Consider the following 7837-nt stretch of genomic DNA (forward strand, 5'->3'; position numbering starts at 1 on the left):
TATCCTAACCTAAGTTGCTAGTTGCGTTATAGTCCCACATACCTATCGCCCCAATAGGGCTTGTTGGTTCATTGGTTCACTTCATCCCGATATATCGGGAATTTCATTGAAGACAGGTTGCAGCGCAAGCGGAAATCCCGATTCATCGGGGCTCTACGCCCCGATCACAGATTAGGCAATCTGTGGCTACGAGGAAGAGGGTTACGGCATACAGGTCCCCGATAAGATCAGAGTTCACAACAATATGTTCCTACTAGTAACTTGCGTTATCCTATCACACTGCTATCAAAACGTCAACGAATTACCATCATTTTTGATTGCACCTCAGCGGTCTTGCGTGGTATTATAACGACGGTCTGTTGACATAATAAGATGGAGGGTAAAGATGCGCTTTGAAAACCGGGTCGCTTTTGTAACAGGCGGCGGTGGTCCGCTTGGAATTGGCAGGGCAGCGTGTCTGGCATTTGCACGCGAAGGTGCAGCTGTTGTCGTTGCGGGCGGACGGATGGCCGATGCGGTTGCCACAGAGGTTCAAAACGAAGGCGGTCAAGCAATCACCATACCGTTAGATGTGACTGTTCCTAAACAGGTGCAAGCAGCTGTTGACACCACCGTTGAAACATTCGGGCGATTGGATATTTTGTTCAATAATGCGGGCATTCTGGGCAGGGGTAAGCTATTTGAAATAACGGCTGAAGATTTCAATCGCGTCATGGCTGTCAACGTTACAGGGTGTCTCCTATGCGCTCAAGCCGCAGCGAAAGTAATGCGCGAGCAGGGGATTCGTGGACGCATTATCAATAACTCGTCAATTTATGCAGAAGAGTCCCACGAAGGTGTTCTTAGTTACTGTGTCAGCAAGGCGGCATTGAATCGATTGACCCGTAGTCTTGCCCTTGAACTGCGTCCCTATGGGATTACTGTCAATGCAATTGCTCCTGGCGGCGGTGCGCCCACAGGTATCAATTCCCCACAGAATCTGCCACAGGATGACGCCTTGCCGGATTTGCTTTCCGCTCCAGCCGACGGCCCCCCACTCGACCGACGTGCAACTGTATGGGACTATATCGGTGCGGTGCTATTCCTCGCCTCTGATGAGGCAGCTTATATAAGTGGCGATATCATGACAATCGATGGCGGTGCGGTTGCCCGTCGATGAGCGTTGGTTGGCTACACAGAAACCGATGCGAAGAAACGAAGAATTATCCGTGATTGAATTCATTAAAACTCACTGGCTGTGGTTTTTGCTCATTTTACCCGTAATCATTATCGTTACAACTTTTGCGACGCTTGCGAGTATTTCGATGCTGCTTATTTCGTTACCGCCGGACTATTTCACTCGGAAGAAACGGGTGAGCCGTATAAAGAACCCGATTCTACGTCTATTTCTGCGCCTCCTGAAAAATGTGTGTGGTGCAGTCTTTCTGATTGCCGGATTCGTCATGTTATTTACGCCGGGACCAGGTATTCTGAGCGCGCTTGTTGGTGTCATCCTTTGCGATTTTCCCGGTAAGCAAAGGGTAGAACGCAAGATTATTGCGCGTCCACGGGTGCTATCTATGATAAATCGGATTCGAGCGCGGTATAACCGTCCGCTGCTTATGTTGGATGATTAGCTAAGAATTTATGCTTTTTTGCCGAAAAAAGACTTGACACTTTTTTCAAAATGTGAAATAATAATCTTTTGGAAAATTAGACCCCTTTGAATAAAGTAAAGTGGGCTGGAAATGAAGCCCATTCTTTTTTGGCTTGAGTATGTGAAACATTTCACAACCGACATTCAATAATCTTATTTTTGGCTGAAAAATACTGTTGTTACTCGTTTTTGCCATCGGTTTTGCGGCAGTAAATCTCGCCTTGACCCATCTGATTGGGCCAAAAAAATCAACGCAATCCAAACTCTCCGTTTACGAATCTGGCGTCCAACCGGTCGGAGATACTCGGCAACGGATTTCCATCCGCTTTGGTCTCATTGCGATGCTCTTTATCATTTTTGATATTGAGGTCGTTTTCCTCTATCCGTGGGCAGTTGTCTTTAAGAAATTCATAGAGAGCAGCGGTTATTTTATCCTTGTCGAAATGCTGGTCTTCATCGGTATTCTCTTTTTAGGTTACATCTATGCTTGGAAGAAAGGCGGTCTATCGTGGGATTAGAAAGTCAACTTGGAGATAATATATTCACCACCACTATTGATAAGTTTGTGAACTGGGGGCGAAAAAACTCCCTCTGGCCAATGCCCTTCGGCACTGCCTGCTGTGCCATTGAAATGATGGCAACCTCACGTTTCGGGGCAGAAGCGATTCGATTTTCGCCGCGCCAATCTGATTTGTTGATTGTTTCGGGACGCATCTCCATCAAGATGATGCCGGTCTTAAAGAAAATCTACGACCAGATGCCCGACCCAAAGTGGGTTATCTCAATGGGGGCATGTGCTTCGACTGGCGGTGTTTTTGATACCTATACCTTAGTACAAGGCGTGGATGGGTTCATTCCCGTTGACATTTACCTCCCCGGGTGCCCACCGCGTCCTGAAGATCTCATTGACGCTGTGCTGCAGATTCAACGGATTGTGGAACAAGAAAGCATCTCCCCCAAAAGGCAGAGTGGAGCGATTGCGAGCTAACACGACCTAGAGGTAAACCCAATGAGTGAAGAGCAGGTTTCAAATCCCGATGCAGACGGGGAAGTAACTGCTGAAGAACAGCAGCCGCTTATCGTTCAAAAAGTTCAAGAACAATACCCTGATGCAATTCTTGACGTTTCTGACGCACGAGGTGAATTGACAGTTACAGTGCGAAAAGAGGACATCTATGAGTTGATGGCGTTTTTGAAAAACGATTCAGAACTCGCATACAACTTCCTTGCTGATGTCACAGCGGTTGACTATTCTTTGATGGAAGATGTTTTGATAAAACACGACTATGCACGGTTCACTGTCGTTTATCATCTGCTTTCAACGGAGAGAAAAGAACGTTTGCGTGTCAAAGTTCCCGTTCATGAAAAAGAGTCCAGTATCCCCTCAATGGCATCGATCTGGAAGGTAGCGAATTGGTTAGAGCGCGAAACATACGATATGTTCGGGATCGCCTTTGAGGACCATCCAGATCTCCGCCGAATCCTGATGCCCGATGATTATGAAGGGTATCCGCTTCGTAAGGATTATCCCTTGCGTGGTCGCGGGGAACGCGAGACCTTTAACTTTGAAGAACAGAATGTGTAATACCCTTTAGGTTGGTCTGTCAATTATCAGCAGACAATCCCGACTCTCCATTGGAGAAAAAGAGATGCATACAGATTCAAATCGAGTGCCCGGCGAACCGATGACCCTGAATTTCGGGCCCCAGCATCCGGCCACTCACGGCACACTTAGAATTGTCGTAGAACTTGATGGTGAAACCGTCCTGAAAGCAACACCTCATCTCGGTTACCTGCATACCGGTTTTGAGAAGCTAGGAGAGCACCACGACTATAATCAGTATATCGTTGTAACTGACCGGATGAACTATCTCTCACCGTTGTCTAACAACTTCGGTTATGTACTCGCTGTGGAAAAGCTGCTAGATATCCAAGTTCCGGAGCGTTGTGAATACGTTCGTGTGATTCTTGCCGAACTCTCCCGCATCGCAGATCACATGATTTGGCTCGGTATGGGGGCATTAGACCTCGGGGCATTCACAGTGATGCTATACGGCTTTGAAGAACGGGAGAAATTGTACAGCATCTTCGAGAAAACCACCGGTGCCCGTTTGACCACCAGCTATACTCGTGTCGGAGGGCTGATGAGAGATATCTACGACGGTTTTGAGGAAGATGTCCGGACGTTCCTGAGTACCTTTCCAAAAACCTTGAAAGAGGTTCATACGCTGCTGACCCGAAACCGTATCTGGATGGACCGCACCAAAGGGGTTGGGGTAGTGTCAGCCGAAGACGCAATTGATTACGGGTTTACCGGACCATGTCTGCGCGCCTCTGGAGTGGATTGGGATTTGCGAAAAGCAGAACCGTACTCCTGCTATGAGGAGTTTGATTTTGATGTTCCGGTGGGTGCCAACGGCGATGTTTATGATCGTTATCTCGTGCGCATGGAAGAGATGATTCAGAGCGGTCAAATTGTGCAGCAGGCGCTGGATAACCTGCCTGATGGACCTGTCAACGTGGATGACTACAAAATTAGTCTCCCGACGAAAGAGGACGCTTACGGAAATATCGAAGGTTTGATCCACCATTTCAAGATCATTATGGATGGACATGGGGTCCAGCCCCCTGCGGGTGAAGTCTATTGTGCTACCGAATCCCCGAACGGTGAACTAGGATTTTACATCGTCAGTGACGGCAGCGGTAAGGCGTATCGAATTCGTATCCGTCCACCCAGTTTTATACACTTTCAGGCGTTGCCTCACATGATTGAAGGCGGTATGGTATCAGACATCGTCGCCGTACTAGGTAGCCTAAATATTATTGCCGGAGAATTAGATCGATAATATTAATACGGTTGACCCTTCTTTTATTATGCTGTTCGTGGCTCATCTCCGGGACTGTTTTTTCTCAAAACCTAATAACAGGGGCAGTTCGTGGTCATGTCACTGATACCTCAACGACGAAGCTCCCAATCGAAGGGGTCCGAGTTGTTCTCGTCAATGCTGACGGATCCGAAACTGTAGCAGAGACAGATAACAATGGTGCATTCGAGATGGTCGGTTTAGCACATGGTCGTTATCTGTTGGGTTGTTATAAAGATGGGTATTGGGATGTTGTTGGCAAACAGGTTACAGTTGTTGCTGGTGGTAACCACGATGTGTCGCTAAGGACAGCTGAACATGCAGAAACGGGAGCAGTTCGTGGTAATGTCGTTAATCCCTCAACAACGCAGCTCCCAATCGAAGGGGTCCGAGTTGTCCTCGTCGCTGCCAACGGACTCGAAACTGAAGGTGAAACAGCTAGCAATGGAGAGTTCAGGATAGTCGGCTTGGTTCCTGGTCGTTATCTTCTGAGTATTTACAAGGCTGGATATGAAGATCGTACTGGCAAACCGGTCACAGTTATTGCTGGTGGGGAGCATTATGTGCCTCTAAAAACGATCAAAGCAGAACCTCCTTGGCTGTTACTTATCTGTTTAGGGGTCGCTGTGGTCTTGATTGTTGGTATAGCGATTGTTGTGGGTTTGCGCGATCGACCCTCGGACTAACGGAGGTGGTGGTGTCCACTCTCCACGGATAATAGCGATTATAGATACTTAGCTGACGCAACACACTTTTAGTCCAGTCACTTCTTCTCAGAAGGAATGAGCAGATGTCCAATGAACTGATTCAAATAGAAACGCCATTCCAGTTTTCAGAGGAAAATCAACGGGAGTTTAATAAACTGATTCAGCGCTATCCGGTGAAGGAAGCCGCAATGCTCCCCACACTGCATCTGGCACAGAAACAGGCAGGTTATATCAGTCCTGCCGTGATGGAGCATGTCGCTGAACTCTTGGAATTGCCGGTGATGAAGGTTAAAGATGTGGTAACATTTTACCCAATGTTCTTCGAGGAACCTGTTGGCAAATATGTTATCCGCGTTTGCTACACCCTCCCCTGTGCGTTAAGAGATTGCAAATTGGTGTTGGAGCATATCAAACAAAAATTCGATATAGATGTCGCTTCTGAAACAGACTTGGCAAAAGGAACCACGCCGGATGGGAAATTTACTTTACTGAAATCAGAGTGTCTGGCATCTTGCGATGTGGCACCTGTCGTAATGGTTAACGATGACTTGTATAAGAACCTCACTCCGGAAAAGATGGATGAGGTTTTGGATAGCTTAGAGTAGGGGCAAATTTAAGGTTACGACTCATGGTTCAAGAAAGACGTATTCTCTACGAACATCTGGATGTACCAGACATCAATACATTTGATGTATTTCGTCAGTACGATGGTTATAAACACTTCGAGAAGGCAATCAAGGAGTATCAGCCGGAAGAAATTTGCGATGCGGTGATGCAATCTGGGCTGAAGGGGCGTGGCGGTGCAGGGTTTTCAACCGGGCTAAAGTGGAGTTTTGTGCCCAGAGATATTGAGCCTCGTTACCTGTGTTGTAACGCCGATGAGAGTGAGCCGGGTACTTTTAGTAACCGCTACGTTCTGGAAAAGAACCCACACCTGTTGATAGAAGGTATCTTGATCTGTTGCTACGCCATGGGTATTAGCACCGCATATGTCTACATTCGTGGGGAATTCACACTCGGTAAGCGTATGTTAGATGCCGCCATCGAAGAAGCATATCAGCAAGGTTATCTCGGAAAAAATATCCAAGGGAGTGGCTTTGATTTGGATATTTATTCCCACCCGGGAGCGGGAGCGTACATCTGTGGCGAAGAGACAGGACTCATTGAATCTCTTGAGGGAAAACGCGGGCAACCACGCGTGAAACCGCCCTTCCCCGCAGTTGAAGGATTGTTCCATAAACCAACAGTTGTCCAGAATGTGGAAACACTGTGTAACCTGCCTTTCCTAATGGGGAACGGGGTCGAATGGTATACCAGCATGGGACGCACCTATGGGGATACCCGATTTGATCCACCACAATCGGATCCAAATACAGGGACAAAACTGTACTGTATCAGTGGGGATGTGAACGAGCCGGGCGTCTATGAACTCGATCTCGGTTTGACCGCCGAGGAGTTAATCGAAGTTGCGGGCGGTGTCAAGGGTGAGCGCGTAAAAGCTGTCATCCCCGGCGGCAGTTCTGCGCCGATTCTGACGCACTATGAATTGGAATGTCGCCTCGACTTCACCTCATTGACGCTCTGGAAATCGATGCTCGGTTCTGGCGGTATTATCGTCATGAACGAAACGCGGAACATTGTCGATTGTCTCCTCAACATCATGAAATTCTACGCACATGAATCGTGTGGGCAGTGTACGCCGTGCCGTTGGGGAACGCCTTGGGTGCGAGACATTGTGCAACGAATCGCCGATGGTGAGGGGCGGCAAACAACGATTCAGCGACCTAAGTTTGGGATTGCAGAGGGCGGCAGATGGGGTGATACCGGTGAGATGGAAGAGGTTTACGAAGACCTTGACCTGTTAGAGAGCGTCGCAAACAACATCGCAAATGTGGACACGATGACATGGAATACCATCTGCGTCTTTGGGATCGCGGTTTCATGGCCTGCTGTGAGTTATCTGCGGAAATTCCGTCCAGAGTTTGAGGCTGCAATCCGTGAGGGGAAATTGGTGACATTGCCGGTAGAAGAAGCGACGGTGCCGCCGGAAGAGAATTACGCTTATCAGCAGCGGATAGTCCCAAGACTGTTTGAAGCGCCGACATAGGATACTGGTTTTCACTGCGCTAGCCTTTTTCAACCAAACAATTTTCACAAATCTCAAAATAACACTGAAGGCTGACCTGACAGAAACACTCAATGTAAGAACGTACCACCACACCTTACGCGTTGCATAATGAGGATATCATGGCATTCATTAAATTGAACGACCTTGAGGTTGAAGTTGAAGACGGAACTAATATCATTGAGGCTGCAAGACAACACGGCATTGAAGTGCCGCACTACTGTTACCATCCGGGGTTGACCCGTCCGGCAAACTGCCGTATGTGCCTTGTGGAGCCCCATGTCTTCTTTCCGCCTGCGGGCAAGGTTGTTCCAGATCGTCAACTTGCAACCGGCTGCACAACTACGGTGCGTACTGCCCCTCCGGATCGAAAATTAGATGGGAAATACGACTTTATTGTCCGGACCGATTCGCCGCGTGTAAAGAAAGCGCGGGAAGACATTCTTGAGTTTCTGCTCGTTCACCATCCACTTGATTGCCCCGTCTGTGACCAAGCGGGTGAGTG

10 protein-coding genes are annotated in these 7837 nt (G+C 48.1%); all 10 read left to right on the forward strand.

What is annotated here, in order from left to right; genetic code table 11:
• Nucleotides 1-385 precede the first annotated feature (385 nt).
• Nucleotides 386-1159: an SDR family oxidoreductase gene (locus J4G02_13950; protein MCE2395677.1), complete on the forward strand. Its 774-nt coding sequence runs from the start codon at nucleotides 386-388 to the stop codon at nucleotides 1157-1159.
• 7 nt (nucleotides 1160-1166) lie between these two features.
• Nucleotides 1167-1616, forward strand: a complete 450-nt coding sequence (locus J4G02_13955; protein MCE2395678.1) for a hypothetical protein — start codon at nucleotides 1167-1169, stop codon at nucleotides 1614-1616.
• 190 nt (nucleotides 1617-1806) lie between these two features.
• The gene (locus J4G02_13960; protein MCE2395679.1) at nucleotides 1807-2154 is read left to right on the forward strand and encodes an NADH-quinone oxidoreductase subunit A; all 348 of its coding nucleotides are present in this window, start codon (nucleotides 1807-1809) and stop codon (nucleotides 2152-2154) included.
• Nucleotides 2145-2624 (forward strand): NADH-quinone oxidoreductase subunit B, encoded by a 480-nt coding sequence (locus tag J4G02_13965; protein ID MCE2395680.1) that lies wholly within the window; start codon nucleotides 2145-2147, stop codon nucleotides 2622-2624. The genes J4G02_13960 and J4G02_13965 overlap by 10 nt, the downstream gene beginning before the upstream one ends.
• A 21-nt stretch (nucleotides 2625-2645) precedes the next feature.
• A complete protein-coding gene (locus J4G02_13970) occupies nucleotides 2646-3221 on the forward strand; it encodes an NADH-quinone oxidoreductase subunit C (protein ID MCE2395681.1) in 576 nt (191 codons plus the stop codon).
• A 64-nt stretch (nucleotides 3222-3285) separates the two neighbouring features.
• The gene (locus J4G02_13975; GenBank protein ID MCE2395682.1) at nucleotides 3286-4482 is read left to right on the forward strand and encodes an NADH-quinone oxidoreductase subunit D; all 1197 of its coding nucleotides are present in this window, start codon (nucleotides 3286-3288) and stop codon (nucleotides 4480-4482) included.
• Nucleotides 4483-4493: 11 nt separating this feature from the next.
• Entirely contained in the window at nucleotides 4494-5186 is a 693-nt protein-coding gene (locus J4G02_13980; GenBank protein ID MCE2395683.1) for a carboxypeptidase regulatory-like domain-containing protein, read from the forward strand.
• Between the two features lie 104 nt (nucleotides 5187-5290).
• A complete protein-coding gene (locus J4G02_13985) occupies nucleotides 5291-5812 on the forward strand; it encodes an NAD(P)H-dependent oxidoreductase subunit E (protein MCE2395684.1) in 522 nt (173 codons plus the stop codon).
• A gap of 23 nt (nucleotides 5813-5835) precedes the next feature.
• Entirely contained in the window at nucleotides 5836-7314 is a 1479-nt protein-coding gene (gene nuoF, locus J4G02_13990; protein ID MCE2395685.1) for an NADH-quinone oxidoreductase subunit NuoF, read from the forward strand.
• Between the two features lie 140 nt (nucleotides 7315-7454).
• Nucleotides 7455-7837 (forward strand): 2Fe-2S iron-sulfur cluster binding domain-containing protein (locus J4G02_13995; protein ID MCE2395686.1); only part of this gene is annotated, 383 nt, incomplete at its 3' end.

The sequence above is a fragment of the Candidatus Poribacteria bacterium genome (genome assembly GCA_021295755.1).
GTDB lineage: Bacteria > Poribacteria > WGA-4E > WGA-4E > PCPOR2b > PCPOR2b.

Coding starts and splice junctions, on each gene's coding strand:
- J4G02_13950 (MCE2395677.1), top strand. CDS start 386: ATGCGCTTTGAAAACCGGGTCGCTTTTGTAACAGGCGGCGGTGGTCCG.
- J4G02_13970 (MCE2395681.1), top strand. CDS start 2,646: ATGAGTGAAGAGCAGGTTTCAAATCCCGATGCAGACGGGGAAGTAACT.
- J4G02_13975 (MCE2395682.1), top strand. CDS start 3,286: ATGCATACAGATTCAAATCGAGTGCCCGGCGAACCGATGACCCTGAAT.
- J4G02_13985 (MCE2395684.1), top strand. CDS start 5,291: ATGTCCAATGAACTGATTCAAATAGAAACGCCATTCCAGTTTTCAGAG.
- nuoF (MCE2395685.1), top strand. CDS start 5,836: ATGGTTCAAGAAAGACGTATTCTCTACGAACATCTGGATGTACCAGAC.